Source organism: Streptomyces sp. NBC_01454, from assembly GCF_036227565.1.
In the GTDB taxonomy this organism is placed as follows: Bacteria; Actinomycetota; Actinomycetes; order Streptomycetales; family Streptomycetaceae; genus Streptomyces.
In genome coordinates, this window is sequence record NZ_CP109460.1 from 6809537 (window position 1) to 6833437 (window position 23901).

The following is a 23901-nucleotide window of genomic DNA, read 5'->3' on the forward strand; positions in this document are numbered from 1 at the left end:
GAGGACACGCAGTGAGCGTCACGGCAGCACAGGGATTCACGGCGGCGGGCATCGCGGCCGGGATCAAGGCGAATGGCAACCCGGACCTGGCCCTCGTGGTGAACACCGGGCCCCGGAGCGCTGCCGCCGGTGTCTTCACCTCCAACCGCGTCAAGGCGGCGCCGGTGCTCTGGTCGGAACAGGTGCTGAAGAGCGGAGAGCTGTCCGCCGTCGTCCTCAACTCCGGTGGCGCCAATGCCTGTACGGGCCCGAAGGGCTTCCAGGACACCCACGCCACCGCGGAGAAGGTCGCCGAGTCGCTGAACACCGCGGGGTACGACGAGACCGGCGGGCACCAGGCGGGCCTGATCGCCGTGTGCTCGACGGGCCTGATCGGCGTCACGCTGCCGATGGACAAGCTGCTGCCCGGCGTCGACAAGGCGGTCGCCCAACTCACCCCGCACGGCGGCGAGAAGGCCGCCATCGCCATCAAGACCACCGACAGCGTGCACAAGACGGCGCAGGTGAGCCAGGACAACTGGACCGTGGGAGGGATGGCCAAGGGCGCCGGCATGCTCGCCCCGGGCCTGGCCACCATGCTCGTGGTGCTGACCACCGACGCCGATCTGCCGTCGGCCGAGCTCGACGCGGCGCTGCGCGCGGCCACCCGCACCACCTTCGACCGGGTCGACTCCGACGGCTGCATGTCGACCAATGACACGGTGCTGCTGCTGGCCTCCGGCGCCTCCGGCACCGTGCCGGACACCGGCGACTTCGCCGAGGCGGTGCGCACCGTCTGCGCCGACCTCGCCCGGCAGCTGATCGGGGACGCCGAGGGCGCCAGCAAGGACATCCGGATCGAGGTCGTCGGCGCGGCCAGCGAGGACGACGCGGTGGAGGTCGGCCGCTCGATCGCCCGCAACAACCTCCTCAAGTGCGCCCTGCACGGCGAGGACCCCAACTGGGGCCGGGTGCTCTCGGCCATCGGCACCACGTCCGCCGTCTTCGAACCCGACCAGCTGAACGTCGCCATCAACGACATCTGGGTCTGCAAGAACGGCTCGGTGGGCGAGGACCGCGACCTGGTCGACATGCGCTACCGGGAGGTGCGGATCACCGCCGACCTCGCCGCCGGCACCGAGTCCGCGGTCATCTGGGCCAACGACCTCACCGCCGATTACGTCCACGAGAACAGCGCGTACGCGTCATGAGCGCGCACCCGAGGCTCCGGCGCGCGCTGTGTGCACAGTCCGCCCGGGGGTACCTCCCGCGCGAAGCGTGGGGGAGAAACGAGGCCGGACCGGCATGAGCACCCGCAAGCACACCGCACTTCCCAAGGCGCGCACCCTCATCGAGGCGCTGCCCTGGCTGACCCGGCACCACGGCAAGACCGTCGTCATCAAGTTCGGTGGCAACGCCATGATCGACGAGGAGCTCAAGCGCGCCTTCGCCCAGGACGTGGTCTTCCTGCGGCACGCCGGGCTGCGCCCCGTCGTCGTGCACGGCGGCGGCCCGCAGATCAGCGCCCAGCTCCAGCTGCTCGGTCTGGAGTCGGAGTTCAAGGGCGGCCTGCGGGTCACCACGCCCGAGGCGATGAACGTCGTACGGATGGTGCTGGCCGGTCAGGTGCAGCGGGAGCTGGTCGGGCTGCTCAACGAGCACGGCCCGCTCGCCGTCGGCATGACCGGCGAGGACGCCCATCTGATGGCGGCCACCAAGCACTACGCCGACATCGACGGGGAGCGGGTGGACATCGGCCGGGTCGGCGAGATCACCGCCATCGACCCCGGCGCGGTCCACGCGCTCCTGGACGACGGCCGGATCCCGGTCATCTCCTCCATCGCCCGCAGCAGCGACGAGGAGGACTCAGCTTCCGCGGCCGCAGGAGCCTCCGGGGCGTCCGGCATCTTCAACGTCAACGCCGACACCGCCGCGGCCGCACTCGCCGCGGCCCTCGGCGCCGAGACCCTGATGGTCCTCACCGACGTCGAGGGCCTCTACGAGGACTGGCCGAACAGCGACGAGGTGATCTCCCGCCTCACCGCCACGGAACTGGAGAAGCTGCTGCCCGACCTGGCCAGCGGCATGGTCCCCAAGATGCGCGGCTGTCTGCACGCCGTCCGCAACGGCGTGCACACCGCCCGGGTCATCGACGGGCGGGTCCAGCACGCGATCCTGCTGGAGATCTTCACCGACGAAGGAATCGGCACGATGGTCGTGCCGGACGCGAACACGATCGAGGGGGCGACATGAGCGAGGCGGCACACGGCCACGGTCCGGTGACCAACGCGGGCCTCACCGGGCGCTGGCAGGGCGCCATGATGGACAACTTCGGCACCCCCCGCGTCCCGCTCGTACGCGGCGAGGGCGCCAGGGTGTGGGACGCCGACGGCAAGGAGTACCTCGACTTCCTCGGCGGCATCGCGGTCAACTCCCTCGGCCATGCCCACCCCGCGGTGGTGCGCGCGGTCTCCGACCAGGTCGCCACGCTCGGCCATGTCTCCAACTTCTTCGTCAGCGAGCCCACCGTCGCCCTGGCCGAGCGGCTGCTCGCGCTGGCCGGGCGGCCCGGCCGGGTCTACTTCTCCAACTCCGGCGCCGAGGCCAACGAGGCCGCCTTCAAGATCGGCCGGCTGACCGGACGCACCCACATGGTCTCCACGGCCGGCGGATTCCACGGCCGCACCATGGGCGCCCTCGCGCTCACCGGCCAGCCCGGCAAGCAGGCCCCGTTCGCCCCGCTGCCCGGCGACGTCGACCACGTCCCGTACGGCGACACCGAGGCCCTCCGCGCCGCCGTCACCACCGACACCGCCTTCGTCATCCTGGAGCCCGTCCAGGGCGAGAACGGTGTCGTCGTGCCCCCGCCCGGCTATCTCCAGGCCGCCCGCGAGATCACCGCCGCCACCGGCACCCTGCTGGTCCTCGACGAGATCCAGACCGGCATCGGCCGGACCGGACACTGGCTGGAGTCCCGGGCCCAGGGCGTCGAGGCGGACATTGTCACCCTCGCCAAGGGCCTGGGCGGCGGCCTCCCCATCGGCGCCACCCTCGCCTTCGGCCCTGCCGCCGACCTGCTCACCCCCGGTTCGCACGGGTCGACGTTCAGCGGCAACCCGGTCGTCTGTGCCGGCGCCCTGGCCGTCCTGGACACCATCGAGAAGGACGGCATCCTCGACCACGTCAAGCGCGTCGGCGAGCGGCTGCGCGAGGGGACCGAGGCCCTGGGGCACCCCTTGGTCGGGCAGGTCCGCGGTGCGGGGCTGCTCCTGGGTATCGTCTTGACGGAGTCGCTCGCGCCGCAGGTGCAGCAGGCGGCTCAGGACGCGGGCCTCCTGGTGAACGCGGTCGCGCCGGACGTCGTCCGGCTCGCCCCGCCGCTGATCGTCTCCGACGACGAAGCGGATGAGTTCCTCCGGAAGCTGCCCGCCGTCCTCAACACGGCCCGCCAAGGGGCCGACGGGGAACGACGAGCCGGAGACTGACGACAACGATGACCGAGCCGCAGGACAACGAGTCGCTCAACGGCGGCCAGGCCGTACCGCAGACCCGCACCGCCCGCCACCGCCGGATCGTGGACATCCTCAACCGGCTGCCGGTCCGCTCCCAGAGCCAGCTCGCCAAGCTGCTCGCCGACGACGGCCTGTCCGTCACCCAGGCGACGCTCTCGCGCGACCTGGACGAGCTGGGCGCGGTGAAGATCCGCAACACCGGTGGTGAGCTGATCTACGCGGTGCCCAGCGAGGGCGGCGACCGCAAGCCGCGGGCGCCGCTGGGCGAGTCGGCCAAGGAGGAGCGGATGCGCCGCCTCTCCGGCGAACTCCTCATCTCCGCCGAGGCCTCCGCCAACCTCGTTGTCCTGCGCACCCCGCCGGGCGCCGCCCAGTTCCTGGCCTCGGCCATCGACCAGGCCGAGCTGCACGACATCCTCGGCACCATCGCCGGCGACGACACCCTGATGCTCATCAGCCGCGACCCGGCGGGCGGCCAGGCCCTCGCCGACCATCTGCTGCGGCTGGCGCAGAAGGCGCACTGAGGCTGCCCCGCGACGCTCCCCGGCGCCCTTCGTCACCACCCGGAGTGCCCCGCCCCGCCGCGGTCGGCGGCCGTGCGTGCAATCCACCCGAGCCACCCGCTGCCTGCCGAACCTCATACGGCAGGATGGCAGTTCGCGCCGGGACGTCCACGGATGTCCCGGCGCCTTCGCAGCCCTAGAGACAAGCAGGTGGCATGGTGACGAGACATCACATCGGGTTCATAGCAGGGCCGCTCCTTCCGGTCGCGGGAGGAGCCGGCCGGTGAACCGCGCTGTGACACTGCACGACCTGATCGTGGCCGGAGCGGCGCTGGCCGCCGGCATCGTGGCCGGACTGCTGCTGCGCGTTGTCCTGCGGTGGCTGGGCAAACACGCGCTGCGCACCCGGTGGAGCGGGGACGATGTCCTCGTCGACGCCCTGCGGGCCGTGGTGCCCTGGGGCGCGGTCGCCGGCGGGCTGGCGGCGGCGACCGCCGCCCTGCCGCTGACACCGGTGATCGGACACACCGTCAACCGGACGCTGACCGTGCTGCTCATCCTGGTCGTCACGCTCACCGCGGCCCGGGTGATCACCGGGCTGGTGAAGTCCCTTGCGCAGTCCCGCTCCGGGGTGGCCGGCTCGGCGACCATCTTCGCCAACATCACCCGCATCATCGTCCTGGCGATGGGTTTCCTCGTCGTCCTGCAGACCCTGGGCATCTCCATCGCCCCGCTGCTGACCGCGCTCGGCGTGGGCGGCCTCGCGGTCGCCCTGGCACTCCAGGACACCCTCGCCAACCTCTTCGCGGGCGTGCACATCCTCGCCTCCAAGACGGTGCAGCCCGGCGACTACATCCGGCTCAGCAGCGGGGAGGAGGGCTATGTCGTCGACGTCAACTGGCGCAACACCGTGGTGCGTCAGCTCTCCAACAACCTGGTGATCATCTCCAACGCCCAGCTGGCCGGCACCAACATGACCAACTTCACCCGTCCGGAACAGAAGTTGACGATCCTGGTGCAGGTGGGGGTCGGCTACGACAGCGACCTCGACCACGTCGAGCGGGTCACCACCGAGGTCGTCGAGTGCGTGATGAAGGACGTCAACGGCGGCGACCCCGACCACGAAGCGGCCGTCCGCTTCCACACCTTCGGTGACTCCCGCATCGGCTTCACGGTGATCCTGGGCGTCGGCGAGTTCAGCGACCAGTACCGCATCAAGCACGAGTTCATCAAGCGCCTGCACCGTCGCTACCGGGACGAGGGCATCCGGATCCCCTCCCCGGCACGGACCGTGGCCCTGCAGAAGCCGGAGGAGATCGCGATTCCGCACCAGCGCGATCTGTCGGACACGGTGCCGTAGGCGGGCAGGCGGGCAGGCGGGTAGCCGGGTAGCCGGGTAGGCCGACCGGGGCCGGCCGCCGCCCGGCCGGGCCCGCCGCGGCCCCGGCCGGGCTCCCGCACGCACCGGAGCGGACACCGCACACGGCAAAGGCCGCTCCCGATCTTCGGAAGCGGCCTTTGACCTGCAAAAACACCGTCGGGACGACAGGATTTGAACCTGCGACCCCTTGACCCCCAGTCAAGTGCGCTACCAAGCTGCGCCACGTCCCGGTGCCCGTACCGGCCGGAAGATGCCCGGCCGGGGTGTGCAGAAGAAAAATACCCTGTCCCGGGCCATGAATCCAAAGCGGGGCCCACAGGTGGTGCGTCCCGGCCTCCGGGCGGGGGGCTTGAGCCCGTGGTTCGATGAGGTATGGGTGAAATATCCCCGAAGGACGTCCTCCGGGTGCGCCGGGTGTACGAGACGCCGGAGCCGGCGGACGGGGCGCGGGTGCTGATCGACCGGCTCTGGCCGCGCGGGCTGTCCAAGGCGGACGCGCAGCTCACCGAGTGGTGCAAGGACGTGGCGCCCTCGACCGAGCTGCGGCGCTGGTACGGCCATCGGGGGGAGCGGTTCGAGCGTTTCGCCGAGCGCTATCGCGCGGAGCTGGCGCAGGAGGGCGCCCAGGAGGCGCTGGAGCGACTGCGGGGGCTCGCCGCCGAGGGGCCGCTGACGCTGCTGACGGCCACGAAGGATGCCTCCTCCAGTCATGCGGCAGTGCTCGCCGAGGTGCTCCAGGAGGACCTCTGAAATCTATCTAAGGCCTCGCGCCACACCGTCGACACGCCGCTGACCTGCAAGTTCTCCGATGCGTTGACGAAACATACGGTGGAGTGCATACTTATACCCATCAGCGTATGCACCGTAAGGAGAAACCCGTGACCGAGCGCGTCGTACTCGCCTACTCGGGCGGCCTGGACACCTCCGTCTGTATCGGCTGGATCGCCGAGGAGACGGGCGCCGAGGTCATCGCCGTTGCCGTGGACGTCGGCCAGGGCGGCGAGGACCTGGACGTCATCCGCAAGCGTGCGCTTGCCTGCGGCGCGGTCGAGGCCGAGGTCGCGGATGCCAAGGACGAATTCGCCGACGAGTACTGCCTCCCGGCGATCAAGGCCAATGCCCTGTACATGGACCGCTACCCGCTGGTCTCCGCGCTCTCCCGGCCGACCATCGTCAAGCACCTGGTCGCCGCCGCCAAGAAGCACGGCGCCACCACCGTCGCCCACGGCTGCACCGGCAAGGGCAACGACCAGGTCCGCTTCGAGGCCGGTATCTCCTCCCTCGCCCCCGACCTGAAGTGCATCGCCCCGGTCCGTGACTACGCGATGACCCGGGACAAGGCGATCGCCTTCTGCGAGGAGAAGAACCTCCCGATCGCGACCACCAAGAAGTCGCCGTACTCCATCGACCAGAACGTCTTCGGGCGGGCCGTGGAGACCGGCTTCCTGGAGGACATCTGGAACGCGCCGATCGAGGACGTGTACGAGTACACGGAGAACCCCGCCACCCAGCGGGAGGCCGACGAGGTCATCATCTCCTTCAAGGAGGGTGTCCCGGTCGCCATCGACGGCAAGCCCGTCACCGTCCTCCAGGCCATCCAGCAGCTCAACGAGCGGGCCGGCGCCCAGGGCATCGGCCGGATCGACATGGTCGAGGACCGGCTGGTCGGCATCAAGTCCCGCGAGGTGTACGAGGCGCCCGGCGCCATCGCGCTGATCACCGCGCACCAGGAGCTGGAGAGCGTCACCGTCGAGCGCGAACTGGCCCGCTACAAGCGGCAGGTCGAGCAGCGCTGGGGCGAGCTGGTCTACGACGGCCTGTGGTTCTCCCCGCTCAAGCGCGCCCTGGACGGCTTCATCAACGAGGCCAACCAGCAGGTCAGCGGCGACATCCGGATGACTCTGCACGGCGGCCGCGCGGTCGTCACCGGCCGGAAGTCCGACAAGTCGCTCTATGACTTCAACCTGGCGACGTACGACACCGGCGACACCTTCGACCAGTCGCTGTCGAAGGGCTTCATCGAGCTCTTCGGAATGTCGAGCAAGATTGCGGCCAAGCGCGACCTGGCCTGATCCCGCCTCGTTACCTTCGTACAAGCGCCGCCCCCCTGCCCTCGCGGTGGGGTGGGGGTCCCCCCTGGTCCTCAAGACCTTGGGGGAGGCGGCACAGGGGGCCCGGGTTGTGTCCCGGAATGCCCGTCACAGCAGCCTTGAGGAGCAGCAGTGAGCAGCAACAGCGGTGACGTCCGGCTCTGGGGCGGCCGTTTCGCCGACGGACCCGCCGAGGCCCTGGCCCAGCTGTCGGCGTCGGTCCACTTCGACTGGCGGCTGGCCCCGTACGACATCGCCGGCTCCCGCGCGCACGCCCGTGCGCTCCACACGGCGGGCCTGCTCACCGAGGACGAGCTGACCCGGATGCTCGCCGGGCTCGACCGGCTCGAAGCCGATGTCGCCGACGGCTCGTTCACCGGCACCGTCGCCGATGAGGACGTCCACTCCGCCCTGGAGCGGGGTCTGCTGGAGCGGCTCGGCCCGGACCTCGGCGGCAAGCTGCGGGCCGGCCGGTCGCGCAACGACCAGGTCGCCACGCTCTTCCGGATGTACCTGCGCGACCACGCCCGGATCATCGGCGGGCTGCTCGCCGACCTCCAGGAGGCGCTGATCGGCCTTGCCGAGGCCCACCCGGACGTCGCGATGCCGGGCCGCACCCACCTTCAGCACGCCCAGCCGGTGCTCTTCGCCCACCACGTCCTGGCGCATGTGCAGTCGCTGTCGCGGGACGCGGAGCGGCTGCGGCAGTGGGACGACCGCACCGCCGTCTCCCCGTACGGCTCGGGCGCGCTGGCCGGATCCTCGCTCGGCCTCGACCCGGAGGCGGTCGCCGCCGACCTCGGCTTCGAGCACGGCTCGGCCGGCAACTCCATCGACGGCACGGCCTCGCGTGACTTCGTCGCCGAATTCGCCTTCATCACGGCGATGGCCGGGGTCAACCTCTCGCGGATCGCGGAGGAGATCATCCTCTGGAACACGAAGGAGTTCTCCTTCGTGACCCTGCACGACGCCTTCTCGACCGGCTCGTCGATCATGCCGCAGAAGAAGAACCCGGACATCGCGGAGCTGGCGCGGGGCAAGTCCGGCCGCCTCATCGGCAATCTGACCGGGCTGCTGGCCACGCTCAAGGCGCTGCCGCTCGCGTACAACCGCGACCTCCAGGAGGACAAGGAGCCGGTCTTCGACTCCTGCGACCAACTGGAGGTGCTGCTCCCGGCGTTCACCGGCATGATGGCGACCCTGACGGTCAACCGTGAGCGCATGGAGGAGCTGGCCCCGGCCGGTTTCTCGCTGGCCACCGACATCGCGGAGTGGCTGGTCAAGCAGGGCGTGCCGTTCCGGGTGGCGCACGAGGTCGCGGGGGAGTGCGTCAAGGAGTGCGAGGCGCACGGCATCGAGCTGGACCAGCTCACCGATGAGCAGTTCGCGAAGATCTCGCCGCATCTGACCCCGGAGGTGCGCGGTGTGCTGAACGTCCAGGGTGCGCTTGCCGCACGCAGCGGCCGCGGCGGCACCGCTCCCTCGGCGGTGGCGGTCCAGCTCGCCGAGGTGCGGGCCGATCTGGTCGGGCAGCAGGAGTGGGCGGCGGCCAAGCGGCCCCTGAAGCGGTCCTAGCCCTCCGAGGCGTACGACGGCGGCCCGCCCCCGGGAGAGACCGGGGGCGGGCCGCCGTCGTTGCCGCGGGGGAGTGGGGGCCACCCCCCCCCGTCGGTGCGGGACCACGGCAGGGAAGGCGAGGGCGTGAGACAGTGTGAGACATCAGTGTCTCATTCGGGTACTGTATGTCTCATGGCTGTGGATCGGGAGCAGGTACTCAAGGAGGCCGCCGCGTTGCTCACGCGGCGGGCGACGACCTCGATGGACGAGATCGCCCGCGCGGCGGGCATCAGCAGGGCGACCCTGCACCGGCACTTCGCCGGGCGTGACGCGCTGATCAAGGCGCTGGAGGAGCAGGGGATAGCGCAGTTCGCGCAGGCCATCGACCGGGCCCGGCTGGCCGAGGGGGACGCGGCCGACGCGCTGCGCCGGCTGATCGAGGCGGCCGAACCGGTCGCTGCCGTACTCGCCTTCCTCTTCACCGAGAACCAGCTCTTCGAGGACGGCGAGATCAACGCCGGCTGGGCAGAGCTCGACGCCCGGATCACCGCCCTCTTCCGGCGCGGCCAGGCAGAGGGCGACTTCCGGATCGAGCTGAGCGCCGCCTGGCTCACCGAGGCGCTCTACGGACTGATCGGCGCCGGCGCCTGGGCCGTCCACGAAGGACGGGTCGCCCGCAACGACCTCAACCACTCGATCGCCGAGCTGCTGCTCGGCGGCATCCGACGGAGCATGGAGAAATGACCGAGACCATAGCGTCAGGACCGGCCGGTTCGGCCCATGTGGACGACCAGCCCCGGCCGGGCCGCTGGCTCGCACTGGCCGTCCTCGTCCTCGCCGTTCTGCTGGTCGGCGTCGATGCCACGGTTCTCGGCCTCGCCACTCCCTTCCTGAGCGAAGACCTGCGCCCCTCGGGCACCCAGCTGCTGTGGATCGGTGACATCTACTCCTTCGTCATCGCCGGTCTGCTGGTGTCCATGGGCAGCCTCGGCGACCGCGTCGGCCGCAAGAAACTGCTGCTGATCGGCTCCGTCGGCTTCGGCGCGATGTCGGTGCTCGCCGCGTACGCCTCCAGCCCGGAAATGATGATCGCCGCGCGTGCCCTCCAGGGCGTGGCCGGTGCGACGCTGATGCCCGCCACCCTCGCGCTGATCCGCAACCTCTTCCACGACCCCAGAGAACGCAGCCTCGCCATCGGCATCTGGGGCGCGATGGCCTCGGCCGGCATGGCCGTCGGGCCGGTCCTCGGCGGCTTTCTGCTGGGGCACTTCTGGTGGGGCTCGGTCTTCCTGATCAACCTGCCGGTGATGGCGCTGCTGGTCGCCGTCGGCGCCAAGGTCATCCCGGAGTCGCGCAATCCGGACCCCGGGCCCTGGGACATCCCCAGCGTCGGGCTCTCCCTCGTCGGCATCGTCGCCGTCGTCTACGCCGTCAAGGAAGCGGCGGTGGAGGGCTACCGCTGGGACATCGCCCTCGCGGCCGTCCTCGGTGTGCTCGCGCTGGTCTGGTTCGTCCGCCGGCAGCTCACCCTGCCCTCGCCGCTGCTGAACATGAAGCTCTTCGCCCACCGCGGCTTCTCCGGGGCGGTGCTGGCGGATCTGCTGACCATCCTCGGGCTGTCCGGACTGGTCTTCTTCCTCTCCCAGTTCCTCCAGATGGTGCAGCAGCGCTCGCCGCTGAACGCCGGGCTGGTCGAACTCCCGGCCGCGGTCGGCGCGGTGGGCGCGGGCCTGGCGGCCGGCTGGGTCGCCCGGAAGCTGTCCGTACGGATCGTGGTGGCCGGCGGTCTCGCGGTGGTCGGGCTGTCGCTGGTCGGCTGCACCACCCTGCACGCCGACACCGGTACCGCGGCGCTGTGCTTCATCCTCTTCATCGTCGGGGTCGGCGCCGGTTTCTCGTTCACCGTCACCGCCGATGTGATCCTCTCCAATGTGCCCAAGGAGGAGGCGGGCGCCGCCTCCGCGGTCTCCGAGACGGCCTACGAACTCGGCGCGGCCCTCGGCATCGCCCTGCTCGGCTCCATCGTCACCAGCATCTACCGGGGATTCCCGACACCCGGCGGGGTGTCCGAGCCCGCCGCCGATGCCGCCCGGGAGTCGCTCGGCGGCGCCGTCGTGATCGCCGGCCAACTCCCCGGCGGACAGGGCGGGGCGCTGCTGAAGGCCGCTCAGGACTCCTTCGTGAACGGCGTGGACGTCGCGGCCGGGGTGGGCGCGGCGGTCCTGCTGGCCGCCTCGGGAGCCGCCTGGTTCCTGCTCCGCGGCCAGGAGCTGGGCAGCAGCCAGGCCGGGGCCGACACCGCGGCCTTCGCCACGGCCGGGCAGGAGCCCCAGCGGCCCGGCCCGGCCGAGCGCCCGTAACACCCGTCTCGCCGAACGGCCGATCCGCCGGACGGCGGGCACACACCGCGCCCCAGGGCGTGTCCCGTGGATCAGGTGCCACGCACCCTGCATGATCCACGGGACACGCCCTGGGGGCGACTGTCCCCCGCCCGTTCACGCCCGGTACGCGTCGTGGTGACCGGCCGTCCCGAGCGGCTTGCTTGACTCTCCCGTCGTCCCCTCACGGACGGCCCGCTCAGGAGAGTGACGCAGTGCGCGACATCGGACGACGCTCCTTCTTCACCGCCGCGGGGGCTCTGGCCACCGCGAGCGCCATCGGCAGCAACGCCTACGCCACCGGCCACGCCCGCGACGCGGCCACGGCCGACGAGTACGTAGACGTCCAACTCCTCAACATCACCGACCTGCACGGCTATCTGCAGGGCGCCCCGGGCGCCCACTCGATCATCACCGGAGCCGGCGGGAAGACCTACACCGTCGGGGGCGTCGCCTCCATGGCCGCCCACCTGGAGCGGCTGCGCGACGGCCGCCGCAACTCCCTCTTCTTCGCCCCCGGCGACCTGTTCTCCGGCTGGGAGTTCGACGCCGCCTCCTTCGCCGACGAGCCCACCATCGAGGCCCTCAACGCCATGGGCCTGGACTTCGCCTCGGCCGGCAACCACGAGTTCGACAAGTCCGCGACCTACCTCACCTCGCACATGGAGGACGGCGACAGCTACCCGGTCACCGGCCGCGACGACGACTTCAAGGACTCCACCGGCCACCGCTTCCGTGGCGCCGAGTTCCCCTACTACAGCGCCAACATGGTCTGGCACTCCAACGGCGAACTGGTGCTGCCGCCGTACAACATCGTGCAGGTGGACGCCGGCGGCGGCCGCCGGCTGCCGGTCGGCTTCATCCATCTGACCGCCATCGGCACCGAGTCCTTCCCCGGCTCCTACCAGCCGGGCCTGCGCACCCTGGACGAGCTGGAGACCGCCAACCGCTGCGCCGCGGAACTCAAGAAACGCGGCGTCAACGCGATCGTGCTCAGCATGCACGACGGCGCGGTGGCCGGCAGCGACTTCTCCAGCGGCAAGAACCCCTCGGGGCCCGCCTACGAACTCGCGCTGCGCGCCTCCCCGGACATCGACGCCATCGTCACCGGCCACTGGCACTGCGCCTTCACCATGATGCTGCCCGACCCCAACGGCGACCCCCGGCCGTTCGTCGAGGCCGGCTGCTACGGCCAGCTCATCAACGAGATCAATCTGCGGCTGGACCCCGCCACCGGCTCGGTGGTCCGCGAGCTGACCACCTCCGTCAACCACCCCAACACCCGCGATGTGACGCCGGACCCCGAGCTGCGGTCGATCGCCGGCTACTGGGCGGACTACGGCAGCCGGCGCGCCCGCAGCAGCCTGGGCACCCAGACGGCCTCCTTCACCCGGCGGCGCGACGCCGCGGGGGAGAGCACCATGGGCAACCTCGTGGCCGACTGGGCCCTGTGGGCGGGCCGCCAGGAGCACGGCCCGATGGACGACCCCGCGGAGCACCCCAACACCCCCGCCGACCTCGCCGTCATCGCGGTCGCACCGCGCGTCGGCCAGGCCGTGATCGCCGGCGATCTGATCCGTGACGAGGCGTCGGGCGGCACCGTCACCTTCGCGCAGGCCTGGAACTCCGTCGGCTTCGGCGACCCGATCATGACCGTCACGGTCACCGGCCGGCAGATCCACGACGCGCTGGAGGAACAGTGGGCGCCGACCGCCGGCGGCGGCCTCGGCTACTCGCCGCTGGCCGTCTCCGCCAATGTCCGCTACACCTTCGATGCCGCGGGGCCGGTCGGCCGGCGGATCGACCCGTCCGATGTCTTCATCGACGGCACCGCCCTCAACCTCACCCGCCGCTACCGCCTCGCCGCCCCCTCCTACACCCTGATCAACCAGGACGGCTTCAGCGCCTTCACCGGATTCACCGCACCGGTCCGCCACACCCGTGACTTCGAGAGCTTCGTCTCCTTCGTCCGGGCCAAGAAACAGCTGTCTCCCGCACCGTTGAACCGGGTGTCGGTCAAGAACGCGGGGGTGCCCGGCGCCCGCACCGGCACCGTCGCCCGTCACCAGCAGCTGCTCCAGGCCGACGGCAGCCTGGTCCCGCGGCCCGAGGCGGCGCTGCGCACGGCGCGGCCCGGCAGCGGCGAGGGACGGCGCGGCCCCGGCGGCTTCCGGGTACCCTGCTGACCTGCGCACGACCGGGCACCTGTACGAACGGGCCCCCTCCGCGGAACGGAGGGGGCCCGCTGTACGGCGGCGAGCGGTCAGGCGGCCCGGGCCTTGGTGGCGTAGATGTCGACGTACTCCTGGCCGGACAGCTCCATGACCTCGCTCATCACCTCGTCGGTGACGGCCCGCAGCACATAGCGGTCGCGGTCCATGCCGTCGTAGCGGGAGAAGTCCAGCGGCGCGCCGAAGCGCACCGTCACCGGCGCGATGTGCGGGCGGCCCTTGCCGCCGGGCTGCACCTTGTCCGTGCCGATCATCGCGAACGGGAGGACGGGCGCGCCGGTCATCAGGGTCAGCCGGGCGATGCCCGTACGGCCGCGGTAGAGCCGGCCGTCGGGGGAGCGGGTGCCCTCCGGGTAGATGCCGAAGACGCTGCCCTCCTCCAGGATCCGGCGGCCGGTCATCAGCGCGGCGACCCCGCCGTGCCCGCCGTCCCGGTCCACCGGGATCATGCCGGAGCTGGTGAAGAACCAGGCCATCGCCCGGCCCTTGAGGCCCTTGCCGGTGACGTACTCGTCCTTGCCGATGAAGTACACCGGGCGCTTGACCACCAGGCTCAGGAAGAGCGAGTCGATGAACGTGACGTGGTTCCCGGCCAGGATCACCGGCCCGGTCGCCGGAATGCGCTCCATGCCCTCCACCTTCGGGCGGTACAGGACACGCATGACGAATCCGAGAATCGCCTTCAGCACAATGCGGGACAACGGGTCCTCCGGGTCGTGGTGGTCAACGTCGAGCAGGCGCAGAACTCTGCAGCCCAGGACGATACTCGCGGGTCACTCCCGCGCGCACATCGGGTTTACGAGGTCGATACACACAGTTGACGTGTGTTACCACCAATGTTCCCCCTGAACTTCGCGTGCGTCTCCCCGGCATCACCCGTCCGTGCTTACGATCGGCCTGGTTCCGTGGGCCGGGGTGCAACACGCCTCACCGCACGCCGGAAAACACCCGGAAGCACCTGCAGGACGACAGAACATCTCAATCGAAGGAGCGTGCGTATGCACAAGCGGGAGCAGCCGGGACGGCGGACACTGCTGGGGGCGGCGGCCCTCGGGGCGGGAGCGGCGGTGTTCGGCGGGGCCGGCCAGGCCAGTGCCCGCGAACGCGGTGGCGAGACAGCCCGGGACCTGCCGGTGCCGCTGATCATCGGTCACCGCGGCGCCAGCGGCTACCGCCCCGAGCACACCTTCGGCTCCTACCAACTCGCCCTCGACATGGGCGCGGACGTCATCGAACAGGACCTCGTCCCCACCAAGGACGGCCACCTCGTGTGCCGTCACGAGAACGACATCACCGCCACCACCGATGTCTCCGCGCACCCCGAGTTCGCCGGCCGCAAGACCACCAAGACCGTCGACGGGGTGAAGCTGACCGGCTGGTTCACCGAGGACTTCACGCTCGCTGAGCTCAAGACGCTGCGCGCCAAGGAGCGCATACCGGGAACCCGGCAGCACAACACCCTCTACGACGGCCGGTGGGAGGTGCCGACGTTCGAGGAGGTCCTGGAGTGGGCCGAGCGCGAGGGCCGCAAGCGGGGCCGCCGGGTCTGGCTGCACATCGAGACCAAGCACCCCACCTACTTCCGGAAGCTCGGCCTGCCGCTGGAGGAGCGGGTGGCCAAGGCGCTGCGCGCCCACGGGCGGCACCGTAAGGACTCCCCGAACTTCCTGCAGTCCTTCGAGCCCAGCAGCCTCCAGCGCCTGGGCAGGCTCGTCGGCTGCCCGAAGATCGTCCTGCTGGGCACGCCCGACACCCGGTCCTGGGACTTCGTCGAGGCGGGTGACCCGCGCACGGTCGCCGATCTCATCAAGCCCGAGGGCCTGAAGTGGATCGCCGGCTTCGCCCAGGGCATCGGCCCGGACCTCACGGTGATCATCCCGCGGGACAAGGACGGCAAGCTGGGCACGCCCACCTCCGTCGTCAAGGACGCCCACGCCGCGGGGCTGGTGCTGCACCCGTACACGGTCCGCAACGAGAACACCTTCCTGCCCACCGACCTGCGCCGCGGCTCCGACCCGAACGCCTACGGCGACTCCTTCGCCTACTTCAAGGCGCTGCTGGGCACCGGCATCGACGGCCTGTTCTCCGATAACTGCGACACCGCGCTGCTGGCCGCCGCGGAGTTCCGCAAGCACTGAGCCGAGCGCCGGGGCCCGGCCGCCGCCGCGGCGGGCCCGCCCGGACCGGCACCACCTCACCGCACTCTCATCTGAGTTGGGAATGTCACAGGAGAGCTCGGTGCCGGTCCGTTCCGCTCGTCCGGTGCGCCTGCGCAGAATGCTCGCGGCGGAGATTGCCGCTGCCACATTCCGGGGAGTCCGGAAGGAGCAGTGTCAGCCCCGCCACGGCGGCGCCGGGTACCCCGCGGAGCCGCCTGTCAGGGCACATCGTTCCGGGCGCACCCCTTACACCCTCAGCGCGCCCGGGCCAGCGAACCGAATAGGGGAGGCATAGGCGCATGGGCACGAGTGTGACCATCTCTGCGGCGACCGACCAGGACGCCGAGCAGATCCTCAAACTCCAGTACCTCTGCTACCAGCAGGAAGCCGCGCTCCACGACGACTACGGCATCGAGCCGCTCACCCAGACGCTCCAGGCGCTGCGCGCCGAGCTGGGCGAGGGCTGCGTCGTGGTCGCCAGACTCGGCGAGGAGGTGGTCGGGTCCGTGCGCGGCACGGTCGGCGAGGACGGCACCGCACGGATCGCCAAGCTCATCGTGCACCCGCGGATGCAGCGGCACGGCCTGGGCGGACGGCTGCTCGACGCGGTCGAGCGGCGGCTCGCGGACGAGCACGCGGCCCTGCGCTACCGCCTGTTCACCGGGCACCGCGGCGACGGCAACCTGCGGCTCTACCGCAGCCACGGCTATACGCCCGTGGCCACCGAGCAGTCCGGCTCCCGCAGGGGCGTGGTGACGCTGGAGAAGGAACCGGGCCAGGAGGTCGCCCCGGTGGCGGCGCCCGCCGGACCGGGCGTGGGCGCGCTCGCCGCGCAGGCGTAGCGGAACACGGGAACCGGCGGAACACAGGGGGCGGGCCCGGCTGCGGGCCCGCCCTCAGTCCTGTACCGGGGCGGCCGGCTGCTCCGTACGGGCCCGGCGCAGCCACAGCAGCCCGGTGACGGGCAGGATGACCGGGATGAACAGATAGCCCATGCCGTAGTCCGACCAGACCGTGGCGTCGGGGAACGCGGAGGGGTCGAGCAGGGTCCAGGTGCCGACGCCGAGCACCCCGGCCAGCTCCAGCGCACAGCAGGCCAGCGCGGCCCGGCGGGCGCCCTCACCGCCGCGCACCAGCGAGAAGAGGATGAACGCGTAGACGACCGCGGAGAGGGCCGAGAGGCTGTACGCCAGCGGGGCCCGGTCGAACTGGGCGAGGAGCTGGTAGAGCGAGCGGGACGCGGCCGCGACGGTGAAGACGCCGTAGAGCGCGACCAGCAGCCGCCCGGGGCCGGTGCCCAGGGAACGCTTCGCCGGCACGGTGCCCGCCGTGCCGCGGGCCGTGGTGGTCTCAGGCACTGCCGCCTCCCCAGATGTCGAACAGTCGCACTTCCAGTACAGCCAGCACCACGGCGCCCGCGGCGGCGGTGGCCGAACCCCAGCGGGTGCGCTCCGAGAGCGACATGAACCCGGTCGCCGGCACACAGGCGGCGGCGCCGAGCAGATACGCCACGAAGAGCGCGGTGCCCTTGTCCGGCGAGTGTCCGCCCGCCAACTGCACGACGGCGATGACCAGTTGGACGATGCCGAGCAGCGACACCAGGGCCATACCGATGAAGTGCCAGTCCTTGGTGGGCTGGTCACGGAAGGCGGCGAAGCCGCACCAGCAGGCGAGGGCGAGAGCGGTCACCGCGACCGCGACCGTCAGCGCGTCGATCACCGGGGCCTCCGGGCGGCATGCCGGTGCGCCGTGGGGTTGTGGAGCATGGAGTGATGCTAATCGCCCGGGGGCGGGCGGCCGTCTCCGGCCCCACCGTGGCACGTACGCTCGTGAAGTATGAAGATCACCGCTGATGCGCTCCTTTTCGACAATGACGGCACCCTCATCTCCTCCCTGGAGTCCGTCTACCGCTGCTGGTCCCGGTGGGCGAGGGAGTACGGCGTCACCGAGGAGCACTTCGCGCGGGTCCCGCTGCACGGCCGCCCGGCGGCGGAGATAGTCGCCGATCTGCTTCCCGCGGACGTCGTGCCGGCCGCGGTGGCCCGGATCGAGCAGCTGGAGGTCGAGGACGCCGGGGGAGTGGTGGCGCTGCCCGGCACGCTCGCCCTGCTGGAGAGCCTGCCGGCCGAGCGGTGGGCCGTGGTCACCTCGGCCACCCGCCGGCTGGCGGAGGCCCGGCTCGGCCAGGCCGGGATCCGGCCGAAGAATGTGATCGCCGCCGACGACATCAGCCGGGGCAAGCCGGACCCGGAGCCGTTCCTGCTGGCCGCCCGGCGGCTGGGGGCGGACCCGGCCCGCTGTGTGGTCTTCGAGGACGCCCCCGTCGGGCTCGAGGCGGGCCGCGCGGCCGGAATGGCGACCGTGGCGTTGGCCACAACGCACCGGGCCGAGGAGCTGTCGGCGGACGTCGTGGTCCCCGACCTCTCGGCGGTATCGGCCCAGGCCACGGGCGGGTCGGTGGAGATCACCGTCGCGCGCTAGCGCGCTGTCCACGGGTCGGTCAGGCATGTCCGCCATACGGACTGGCTTGATCGGCCCGCACGGCTGTCTGGTTTACTTGCCGCCATGACCACGACGAGCTACCGCACCCCTGCGACCGAGGCGTACCTGACGCCCGGTGCTCGTTGCATGTGTCGAATGTGTGACCGCTGAGGGCCCCCGCCTGAGCCTCGCGCCCCGAAGCGAGACCCACTGCCATGTGCCGTTCGCCGGACAGCCGACGGCCACGGCCGCCCCGCGTCACCGGAACCCGGAGCCGGGCCCCGCGCCCGCCGCCGCGCCCGTTCCCCCCTGCCGCACTCGCAAGAATGCCCCGTGCTCCGGCGGGCGACCGCCGAGCACTCGACAGTGACGGAATTCCCTGTGATCACCACTTCGGGCCTGACCAAGGTCTACCGTTCCGGAGACCGCGAAGTCACCGCCCTGGACGGCGTCGATCTGCACGTCCGCGAGGGCGAGGTGTACGGCGTCATCGGCCAGAGCGGCGCCGGCAAATCCACCCTCATCCGCTGCCTCAACCTCCTGGAGCGCCCCACCTCCGGCACGGTCACCGTCGCCGGTCAGGAGCTGACCTCCCTCGCCGGGCGCGGCCAGCGCGCGAGCGCCCCGCTGCGCGCCGCCCGCAGCCACATCGGCATGGTCTTCCAGCACTTCAACCTGCTGTCCTCGCGCACCGTCCAGGACAACGTCGAACTGCCGCTGGAGATCCTCAAGGTCGACCGCCGCGAGCGCTCCCGCAAGGCACTGGAACTCCTGGACCTGGTCGGCCTCGCCGACAAGGCCAAGGCCTACCCCGCCCAGCTCTCCGGCGGCCAGAAGCAGCGCGTCGGCATCGCCCGCGCGCTGGCCGGCGACCCCAAGGTGTTGCTCTCCGACGAGGCCACCAGCGCCCTGGACCCGGAGACCACCCGCTCCATCCTCCAGCTGCTGCGTGACCTCAACCGCAAGCTGGGCCTGACCATCGTGCTCATCACGCATGAGATGGACGTGGTCAAGTCGATCTGCGACTCGGCCGCGCTGATGAAGAACGGCCGGGTCGTCGAGCAGGGCACCGTCGCCGAGCTGCTCGCCACGCCCGGCTCTGAGCTGGCCCGCGAGCTGTTCCCGGTCGGCGGCGAGCCCTCGGCCGACGACCGCACCGTCGTCGACATCACCTTCCACGGGGCGGCCGCCACCCGCCCGGTGATCTCCGAGCTGTCGCGCACCTACAACGTCGACATCTCGATTCTCGGCGCCGCCATGGACACCGTCGGCGGCAATCAGGTCGGCCGGATGCGCATCGAGCTGCCCGGCCGCTTCGAGGAGAACGTCGTGCCCATCGGCTTCCTGCGGGAGCAGGGACTGCAGGTGGATGTGGCGGACGTGGCGGGGGCCACCGGTGTGACCGCCGAAGCCGCCGACGACACAGCGCCCCCGGTGCCCGCCGGCGCGCTGCAGAAGGAAGGTGCCAAGTGACCTGGAACGAGATGCAGCCGCTGCTGTACGACAACACGCTCGACACCCTCTTCATGGTGTGGTGGTCGACGTTCTACGCGGTGCTCCTCGGCATCCCGCTCGGGGTGCTGCTGCATCTGACCCAGCGCGGCGCCGTCCTGCAGAACATCGTCGTGAACAAGGTGCTCGGCGCGATCGTGAACATCGGGCGGTCCTTCCCGTTCCTGATCCTGATCGTGGTGCTGATCCCCTTCACCCGACTCCTGGTCGGCGTGTCCATCGGTCCGACCGGCGCCGTGGTCCCGCTCGCCCTCGCCGCCATCCCGTTCTTCGCCCGGCTGGTGGAGGCCGCCCTGCGCGAGGTCGACCACGGCCTGGTCGAGGCCGCCCACGCCATGGGCGGCGGCACCTGGACCATCGTCTTCAAGGTGCTGCTCCCGCAGGCGCTGCCCGCACTGATCGCGGGCGTCACCACCCTGGTCATCCAGCTGATCGGCTACTCCGCCATCGCCGGCGCGGTCGGCGGCGGCGGTCTGGGCAACCTCGCCTACACCTACGGCTACCAGCAGTACGAGACCTCGCTGATGATCGCCACCGTGGTGGAGCTGATCCTCCTGGTCACCCTCGTCCAGGTGCTCGGCGACCTCGTCGTCCGCCGGCTCGCCCAGCGTGGCACCCGCGTCTCGTCCCTGCGCGTCGGCCTGCGCCGCACGCGCACCGAGGAGCCGGTGGCCGTCACCGAAGCCGCCTGATCCCGGAGCCACCCGCTCCGACCCGAGAGCCCGGACCCTTTGCCGGGCGGACACCGCACATGAACCCCCGTGTGTGAACAAGAAAGAGGCACTCTTCGTGCGCAACACCGTCAAGATCACCGTGGCCGTCGCCGCCGCTTCCGCCGTCGCCCTCGGCGCGAGCGCCTGCTCGGCCCCCTCCGACACCACCGCCAGCAGCGACAAGGGTGACAAGAACGCGCCCCTGGTCGTCGCCGCCAGCCCCACCCCCCACGGCGCCATCCTCGACTTCGTCAAGAACAAGCTCGCGGCCAAGGCGGGTCTCAAGCTGGTCGTCAAGCCGTTCAACGACTACAAGATCCCCAACAAGGTCACCGACGACGGCCAGGTCGACGCCAACTTCTTCCAGCACAAGCCGTTCCTGGACACCTTCAACAAGGAGAACGGCACGCACATCGTGCCCGTCCAGAACGTCCTGATCGAGCCGCTGGGCCTCTACTCCAAGAAGATCCACAAGCTCTCGGAGCTCAAGTCCGGCAGCACCGTCTCGGTCCCCAACGACCCCTCCAACGAGGGCCGTGCGCTCAAGCTGCTCGCCGACCACGGCGTGATCACCCTCAAGCCCGGCGTCGGCTCCGACGCCAAGCTGACCGACGTCAAGGACGACAAGGGCATCAAGATCACCGAGCTGGAGGCCGCGCAGACCGCGCCGCGCATCGACGACGTCGACGCCGCCGTCATCAACGGCAACTTCGCCATCGGCGCGCAGCTCAAGCCGTCCAAGGACGCGCTGGCCCTGGAGAAGGCGAAGGGCAACCCCTACGCCAACTTCCTCGCGGTCAAGAAGGGCAACGAGAACGACCCGCGGATCAAGAAGCTGGCCAAGCTGCTGAACTCCCCCGAGGTCAAGAAGTTCATCGAGGACAAGTACAAGGACGGTTCGGTCATTCCGGCCTTCGGCCCGGCCGGTAGCTGAGCCGCTCCGTCCGCTGTTCCGCATCCGCCCGCCCTTCTCCGGGCGCGGGCGGGTGCGCAGGCACGGATTCCACCGCTTCCGCGCAGGTCACCGCAGGGTGGCCGACCGCACGGACGCCCCCTGGGCCCCGGACCGCCGAGTGTGCGGCCGGGGCCCACGCGCGTGGCACACCCCACGGCCGATGCTGCATGCTGTGCATTCAAGACGGTCAAGACGGCCCGTGACCTCGCGGTCTCACAGCCCGCGACGTTCCGGAACACCACAGTCAACGGCGTGGGAGCAGCGGCATGACATCCACCTTTCCGGACATCTCCATCAGCACGGACCGGTTGGTGCTGCGTCCCCTTGAAGAGGCCGATGTGCCGGCGCTGGCCGACATGATGAACGACGAGCTGGTCGCGGCCTGGACCGCGGTACCCCAGCCCTACACCCGCGCCGCCGCCCGCTCCTGGGTCGCCGGGTACGCGCCCGCCGAACGCACCGCCGGCCGCGGAATCGACTTCGCCGTCACCGAGTTCCTCACCCAGCGCCTGGTCGGCGTGGTCCAGCTGAGCAACACCGACTGGCGGCTGCGCTCCACCGAGCTCTCCTACATCGTCGCCTCCTGGGCCCGCGGCGAGGGCTATGCCTCCGAGGCGGCGCTCGCCACCGCTCAGTGGGTCTTCCACGACCAGAAGTTCGAGCGTCTGGAGCTGCGTACGGCGGCGGGCAACACCGCCTCCCAGCAGGTCGCCCAGAAGGTCGGCTGCATCAGCGAGGGCGTGCTGCGCAACGCCTTCATAGCCCGCAGCCGCACCGAGGACGGCGGCTGGACCGACATCCGCATTGACTTGATCGTGTGGAGCCTGCTGCCCGAGGACCTCGACGGGGTCCCCGGCCGGCTCGCGGACGCCAACGGATTCACCTACCCCGAGTGGAACTGACCCGCCGCCCGGCGGGCGACCGGCACACGCCCGCACGCAGGTCCGTACCTCTCGGGGTACCCTCGGCCTGCCGCGCACCCGCGCGACCAGCGCGGACCGGCGGACCACGGCGGCAGCGCCACCGGCCTGCGGCCCACCCGCGGCCGCGGCTGCCCGCGTAACCACAGCAGACCCAGGAGACTGACGAGCATGGCCGACCGGGTCACGGTGATCGGATGGGACGGCTCTCCGCTGACCGCCGCCGCCCGCTCCGCCCTCGGCGCCGCGACCCTCGTGGCCGGTGCCGCCCACCACCTCGCACTTCCCGAAGTCCCGCCGCGCGCCGAGCGGATCCGGCTCGGCAGCGTGACCCTGGCCGCCCGCCGGATCGCCCAGCACCGCGGCACCGCCGTCGTGCTCGCCGACGGCGACCCCGGCTTCTTCGGCGTCGTACGCACCCTGCGGGCGCCCGAGCACGGCCTGGAGGTGGAGGTGGTGCCGGCCGTCTCCTCCGTCGCGGCCGCCTTCGCCCGGGCCGGCATGCCCTGGGAGGACGCCCGGATCGTGGTCGCCCACAGCCGCGAACTGCGCCGTGCGGTGAACGTCTGCCGCGCCCACACCAAGGTCGCGGTGCTCACCTCGCCCGGCGCCGGGCCGGCCGAACTCGCCCTGCTGCTCGACGGCGTCCACCGCACCTTCGTCATCTGCGAGGACCTGGGCACCGACCGGGAGCGGGTGACGGTCCTCACATCGGACAAGGTCGCCGACCATGTCTGGCGTGACCCCAATGTCGTGATTGTGGTGGGCGGTTCACCCGGTGGTGCGGCGGAGCAGGGCACCGGCTGGATCGCCGGCCGCGAGGTGGGCGGCCCGAAGGGCCCGCGCGGCTGGGGTCTTCCGGCCGGCGCTTACGGCGGTGTCCTCGGTGAGGGGGAGTCCGTCCCGTTGCGCACCGCGCAACTCGCCCGCCTCGGGCCGCAGGTGGGCGACCTGGTCTGGGACATCGGTACCGGCGTCGGGGCCGCCGCGGTGGAGGCCGCGCGCTTCGGTGCCGCGGTCATCGCGGTGGACACCGACGCGGACGCCTGTGGGCGCACCGCCGCCCTCGCCCGCCGGCACGGCGTCCAACTCCAGGTTGTCCACGGCCGGGCGCCGCAGATCCTGGAGGACCTGCCGGAACCCGATGTCATCCGGGTCGGCGGCGGGGGAGCGGAGGTCGTCACCGCCTGCGCGGCCCGCCGCCCCGAACGCATCGTCACCCACGCGGCCACCCGCGACGAGGCCGAATCGCTCGGCCGGGCGCTGGCGGACGGCGGCTACGACGTCGAGTGCGCACTGCTGCAGTCCGTCGACCTGGACACCTCCGCGTGGGTCGAACGCGAGCGGTCCGTGGTGTTTTTGCTGAGCGGCTATCGCGTTTCTCACCCATGACCAGCACGGCAACCCGCGCGAGGTAGGCTGGCGGATCGTTGCGCCGCCGTTCCGCGTTCGGCTTCGTACGCCAATATCCGGAAAGTGCCGTGGTTTTGGCTGAATGTGAAGCTCTGGAGAGCGGACGTGCCGCGAGGC

The 23901-nt window shown here is 71.1% G+C and carries 22 protein-coding genes and 1 tRNA gene; 19 read left to right on the forward strand and 4 right to left on the reverse strand.

The genetic code is table 11. The features are described 5' to 3' along the window. The first annotated feature begins 11 nt into the window (after positions 1-11). The 5 genes from argJ (at position 12) to OIU81_RS30115 (ending at position 5354) form a co-directional block, all read left to right on the forward strand. Positions 12-1190: a bifunctional glutamate N-acetyltransferase/amino-acid acetyltransferase ArgJ gene (argJ, locus tag OIU81_RS30095; protein ID WP_329152857.1), complete on the forward strand. Its 1179-nt coding sequence runs from the start codon at positions 12-14 to the stop codon at positions 1188-1190. A gap of 94 nt (positions 1191-1284) precedes the next feature. Then, positions 1285-2232 carry an acetylglutamate kinase gene (argB, locus tag OIU81_RS30100; RefSeq protein ID WP_329152859.1) on the forward strand — a complete coding sequence of 316 codons (948 nt, stop codon included), beginning with the start codon at positions 1285-1287 and terminating at the stop codon, positions 2230-2232. Continuing rightward, positions 2229-3464, forward strand: coding sequence for an acetylornithine transaminase (locus OIU81_RS30105; protein ID WP_329152861.1), 1236 nt, complete (start codon positions 2229-2231; stop codon positions 3462-3464). Before argB ends, OIU81_RS30105 begins: the two co-directional genes overlap by 4 nt. A gap of 8 nt (positions 3465-3472) precedes the next feature. Then, positions 3473-4015, forward strand: coding sequence for an arginine repressor (locus OIU81_RS30110; RefSeq protein WP_329152863.1), 543 nt, complete (start codon positions 3473-3475; stop codon positions 4013-4015). A 262-nt stretch (positions 4016-4277) separates the two neighbouring features. After that, positions 4278-5354: a mechanosensitive ion channel family protein gene (locus OIU81_RS30115; RefSeq protein WP_329152865.1), complete on the forward strand. Its 1077-nt coding sequence runs from the start codon at positions 4278-4280 to the stop codon at positions 5352-5354. 177 nt (positions 5355-5531) lie between these two features. On the opposite strand, the gene OIU81_RS30120 is transcribed toward OIU81_RS30115, so the two are convergent. Next, a tRNA-Pro gene (locus OIU81_RS30120) sits at positions 5532-5605 on the reverse strand. A gap of 142 nt (positions 5606-5747) precedes the next feature. Between OIU81_RS30120 and OIU81_RS30125 the strand changes: the two genes are divergently transcribed. The 6 genes from OIU81_RS30125 to OIU81_RS30150 all read left to right on the forward strand — a co-directional run bounded on the left by OIU81_RS30125 (position 5748) and on the right by OIU81_RS30150 (position 13586). Further along, on the forward strand, positions 5748-6125 hold the full coding sequence (locus OIU81_RS30125) for a DUF488 domain-containing protein (protein ID WP_329152867.1): 378 nt from the start codon (positions 5748-5750) through the stop codon (positions 6123-6125). Positions 6126-6253: 128 nt separating this feature from the next. Further along, complete coding sequence (locus tag OIU81_RS30130; RefSeq protein WP_329152869.1) at positions 6254-7447, forward strand: argininosuccinate synthase; 1194 nt, start codon at positions 6254-6256, stop codon at positions 7445-7447. Between the two features lie 150 nt (positions 7448-7597). Beyond that, positions 7598-9040, forward strand: coding sequence for an argininosuccinate lyase (argH, locus tag OIU81_RS30135; RefSeq protein ID WP_329152871.1), 1443 nt, complete (start codon positions 7598-7600; stop codon positions 9038-9040). A gap of 174 nt (positions 9041-9214) precedes the next feature. Further along, the gene (locus OIU81_RS30140; RefSeq protein ID WP_329152873.1) at positions 9215-9766 is read left to right on the forward strand and encodes a TetR/AcrR family transcriptional regulator; all 552 of its coding nucleotides are present in this window, start codon (positions 9215-9217) and stop codon (positions 9764-9766) included. Further along, positions 9763-11382, forward strand: a complete 1620-nt coding sequence (locus OIU81_RS30145; protein ID WP_329152876.1) for an MFS transporter — start codon at positions 9763-9765, stop codon at positions 11380-11382. The genes OIU81_RS30140 and OIU81_RS30145 overlap by 4 nt, the downstream gene beginning before the upstream one ends. Before the next feature lie 233 nt (positions 11383-11615). Further along, on the forward strand, positions 11616-13586 hold the full coding sequence (locus tag OIU81_RS30150; RefSeq protein WP_329152877.1) for a bifunctional metallophosphatase/5'-nucleotidase: 1971 nt from the start codon (positions 11616-11618) through the stop codon (positions 13584-13586). 77 nt (positions 13587-13663) lie between these two features. On the opposite strand, the gene OIU81_RS30155 is transcribed toward OIU81_RS30150, so the two are convergent. Continuing rightward, positions 13664-14332 (reverse strand): lysophospholipid acyltransferase family protein, encoded by a 669-nt coding sequence (locus OIU81_RS30155; RefSeq protein WP_329152879.1) that lies wholly within the window; start codon positions 14330-14332, stop codon positions 13664-13666. A gap of 297 nt (positions 14333-14629) precedes the next feature. Between OIU81_RS30155 and OIU81_RS30160 the strand changes: the two genes are divergently transcribed. Together OIU81_RS30160 and OIU81_RS30165 are read left to right on the forward strand one after the other, a co-directional pair. Further along, positions 14630-15769 carry a glycerophosphodiester phosphodiesterase gene (locus OIU81_RS30160; protein WP_329152881.1) on the forward strand — a complete coding sequence of 380 codons (1140 nt, stop codon included), beginning with the start codon at positions 14630-14632 and terminating at the stop codon, positions 15767-15769. A 320-nt stretch (positions 15770-16089) separates the two neighbouring features. Next, positions 16090-16632 carry a GNAT family N-acetyltransferase gene (locus OIU81_RS30165; protein ID WP_329152882.1) on the forward strand — a complete coding sequence of 181 codons (543 nt, stop codon included), beginning with the start codon at positions 16090-16092 and terminating at the stop codon, positions 16630-16632. A 54-nt stretch (positions 16633-16686) separates the two neighbouring features. Here the strand turns inward: OIU81_RS30165 and OIU81_RS30170 are convergent, their stop codons facing one another. Both OIU81_RS30170 and OIU81_RS30175 read right to left on the reverse strand, forming a co-directional pair. Continuing rightward, on the reverse strand, positions 16687-17148 hold the full coding sequence (locus OIU81_RS30170) for a hypothetical protein (RefSeq protein ID WP_329152884.1): 462 nt from the start codon (positions 17146-17148) through the stop codon (positions 16687-16689). Then, positions 17141-17509, reverse strand: coding sequence for a hypothetical protein (locus OIU81_RS30175; protein WP_329152886.1), 369 nt, complete (start codon positions 17507-17509; stop codon positions 17141-17143). The genes OIU81_RS30170 and OIU81_RS30175 overlap by 8 nt, the downstream gene beginning before the upstream one ends. A gap of 117 nt (positions 17510-17626) precedes the next feature. On the opposite strand from OIU81_RS30175, the gene OIU81_RS30180 reads away from it, so the two are divergent. From OIU81_RS30180 to cbiE, 6 genes are all read left to right on the forward strand, one after another. After that, positions 17627-18271 (forward strand): HAD family hydrolase, encoded by a 645-nt coding sequence (locus tag OIU81_RS30180; RefSeq protein ID WP_329152888.1) that lies wholly within the window; start codon positions 17627-17629, stop codon positions 18269-18271. Between the two features lie 381 nt (positions 18272-18652). Beyond that, a complete protein-coding gene (locus tag OIU81_RS30185; protein WP_329152890.1) occupies positions 18653-19744 on the forward strand; it encodes a methionine ABC transporter ATP-binding protein in 1092 nt (363 codons plus the stop codon). Then, positions 19741-20475, forward strand: a complete 735-nt coding sequence (locus tag OIU81_RS30190) for a methionine ABC transporter permease (protein WP_329152892.1) — start codon at positions 19741-19743, stop codon at positions 20473-20475. The genes OIU81_RS30185 and OIU81_RS30190 overlap by 4 nt, the downstream gene beginning before the upstream one ends. A 73-nt stretch (positions 20476-20548) precedes the next feature. Then, positions 20549-21430 (forward strand): MetQ/NlpA family ABC transporter substrate-binding protein, encoded by an 882-nt coding sequence (locus tag OIU81_RS30195; protein WP_329152894.1) that lies wholly within the window; start codon positions 20549-20551, stop codon positions 21428-21430. Between the two features lie 287 nt (positions 21431-21717). Next, positions 21718-22353: a GNAT family N-acetyltransferase gene (locus OIU81_RS30200; RefSeq protein WP_329331338.1), complete on the forward strand. Its 636-nt coding sequence runs from the start codon at positions 21718-21720 to the stop codon at positions 22351-22353. A 189-nt stretch (positions 22354-22542) separates the two neighbouring features. Further along, positions 22543-23763: a precorrin-6y C5,15-methyltransferase (decarboxylating) subunit CbiE gene (gene cbiE / locus OIU81_RS30205; protein WP_329152898.1), complete on the forward strand. Its 1221-nt coding sequence runs from the start codon at positions 22543-22545 to the stop codon at positions 23761-23763. Positions 23764-23901: the final 138 nt, after the last annotated feature.

Bases quoted from the DNA above. Each gene is read 5' to 3' on its own strand.
- argB (WP_329152859.1), top strand. From the start codon at position 1,285: ATGAGCACCCGCAAGCACACCGCACTTCCCAAGGCGCGCACCCTCATC.
- OIU81_RS30105 (WP_329152861.1), top strand. From the start codon at position 2,229: ATGAGCGAGGCGGCACACGGCCACGGTCCGGTGACCAACGCGGGCCTC.
- OIU81_RS30110 (WP_329152863.1), top strand. From the start codon at position 3,473: ATGACCGAGCCGCAGGACAACGAGTCGCTCAACGGCGGCCAGGCCGTA.
- OIU81_RS30125 (WP_329152867.1), top strand. From the start codon at position 5,748: ATGGGTGAAATATCCCCGAAGGACGTCCTCCGGGTGCGCCGGGTGTAC.
- OIU81_RS30140 (WP_329152873.1), top strand. From the start codon at position 9,215: ATGGCTGTGGATCGGGAGCAGGTACTCAAGGAGGCCGCCGCGTTGCTC.
- OIU81_RS30145 (WP_329152876.1), top strand. From the start codon at position 9,763: ATGACCGAGACCATAGCGTCAGGACCGGCCGGTTCGGCCCATGTGGAC.
- OIU81_RS30160 (WP_329152881.1), top strand. From the start codon at position 14,630: ATGCACAAGCGGGAGCAGCCGGGACGGCGGACACTGCTGGGGGCGGCG.
- OIU81_RS30165 (WP_329152882.1), top strand. From the start codon at position 16,090: ATGGGCACGAGTGTGACCATCTCTGCGGCGACCGACCAGGACGCCGAG.
- OIU81_RS30180 (WP_329152888.1), top strand. From the start codon at position 17,627: ATGAAGATCACCGCTGATGCGCTCCTTTTCGACAATGACGGCACCCTC.
- OIU81_RS30200 (WP_329331338.1), top strand. From the start codon at position 21,718: ATGACATCCACCTTTCCGGACATCTCCATCAGCACGGACCGGTTGGTG.
- cbiE (WP_329152898.1), top strand. From the start codon at position 22,543: ATGGCCGACCGGGTCACGGTGATCGGATGGGACGGCTCTCCGCTGACC.